Here is a 1,271-nt window from a genome sequence, read left to right as displayed (position 1 = left end):
GGGTTTTTAAGGGGCGACTAGTTATCGGTAAAGGACACAAAGGTGGCTTTGCCACCCTTGCTGAGCACAAGAGTAGGTTGTATCTTGCGTTGCCTATTGCCAACAAGAGCGCACAAGCAGCCAATGATGCGATTACGACATTACTAGCGCCAATCAAGCACTGGGTTAAAACCTTAGCGTTAAGGTAATTCTTCCCAAAGCAAATGGCTTTGGATAAAGTGAATGAAAAAGAAGTGTTTAAGGCAACGATTTAATGAATAATAGACCTAGGAAATGCTTGGGGTGTGAGACCCCGTTTGAGGTTTTTGCTGAGTTAACTGGTAAAGACTATTTTTTAAACTGAAGTGTTGCACTTATAGGTTGAATTCGCCTATTTTTGCATGTTTCACTCCTTTTTCTTGTCAGGTTAAAAGAGTAACTAATATACCTTTTGACCGACTAACGAGTGTTGCACTTATGATGTGAATTCAAGGGAGATAAATCATGAAAACAACTATTTTATTGGCAGGAATATTGCTTTACACAAATGTTGCTTTAGCCGAGGAAAGCGGTAAGCAATTATTCAATACACTATGCCTTAGGTGTCACACTACAAATCTGGGAAAAGGAATAATTAAAGTAGCTCCACCTGTATTTGCAGTAGTTAAGCATGTGAGGTCTGCGTACCCCCAAAGAGAAGACTTTGTACAACAAATTGTTGATTGGGTGGAATACCCTGATAAAGATGTATCTTTAATGCAAGGAGCAATAAAGAAATTTGGATTAATGCCTAAATTACCATATAAACCAGAGGAGGTTAAAAAAGTGGCTGAATTTCTTTACGATGAAAAAGCAACACCACCAACATGGTATAAAAAACATTATGAAGAAAAGCATGGGAAAAACAAGGTCCAATAGAGCCAGCCATATTTCATAGTAAAAGAAACTAACAAAACCATGTAGTTGACTTCGCTACGCTCAGTCACTGATGGCGATCGTTATGCGTAAAAGAAAGAAGGAGTCATGCTACCTGAAGAAATTAAGCATCTTGAGTTTATTCAAAATGTGATTACGAGAATGAACACAAATTCATTCCAAATAAAGGGTTGGTGCATAGTGATCGTATCAGCTCTATTGGCTATTTATGCTTCAACTAAAAACAATTACTTTTTTCTTGCCGCTGTATTCCCTGTCATCATATTTTGGTTTTTAGACGCTTATTACTTAAACCAAGAAAGGAAGTTTCAAGGTCTTTATAATGATGTGGCAGGGGTAACAGAGGAACCAAAAAG

The 1,271-nt window shown here is 37.7% G+C and carries 2 protein-coding genes and 1 pseudogene; all 3 read left to right on the top strand.

Going from position 1 to position 1,271, the window contains the following annotated elements; all coding sequences use genetic code 11:
• Window positions 1–188, top strand: a pseudogene (locus BAZSYMA_RS09950) (IS30 family transposase); the annotation flags it as partial.
• A gap of 295 nt (window positions 189–483) precedes the next feature.
• Window positions 484–897 carry a c-type cytochrome gene (locus tag BAZSYMA_RS04670; protein ID WP_090716140.1) on the top strand — a complete coding sequence of 138 codons (414 nt, stop codon included), beginning with the start codon at window positions 484–486 and terminating at the stop codon, window positions 895–897.
• Between the two features lie 105 nt (window positions 898–1,002).
• A partial coding sequence (locus BAZSYMA_RS04665) for a hypothetical protein (protein ID WP_090716137.1) occupies window positions 1,003–1,271 on the top strand: 269 nt, incomplete at its 3' end.

The sequence above is a fragment of the Bathymodiolus azoricus thioautotrophic gill symbiont genome, assembly GCF_001298715.1.
GTDB lineage: Bacteria > Pseudomonadota > Gammaproteobacteria > PS1 > Pseudothioglobaceae > Thiodubiliella.
The sequence above is the reverse complement of the archived record's forward strand: the minus strand, read 5'-3'. Positions and strand labels throughout refer to the sequence as shown.

Bases quoted from the DNA above. Each gene is read 5' to 3' on its own strand.
- BAZSYMA_RS04670 (WP_090716140.1), top strand. From the start codon at position 484: ATGAAAACAACTATTTTATTGGCAGGAATATTGCTTTACACAAATGTT.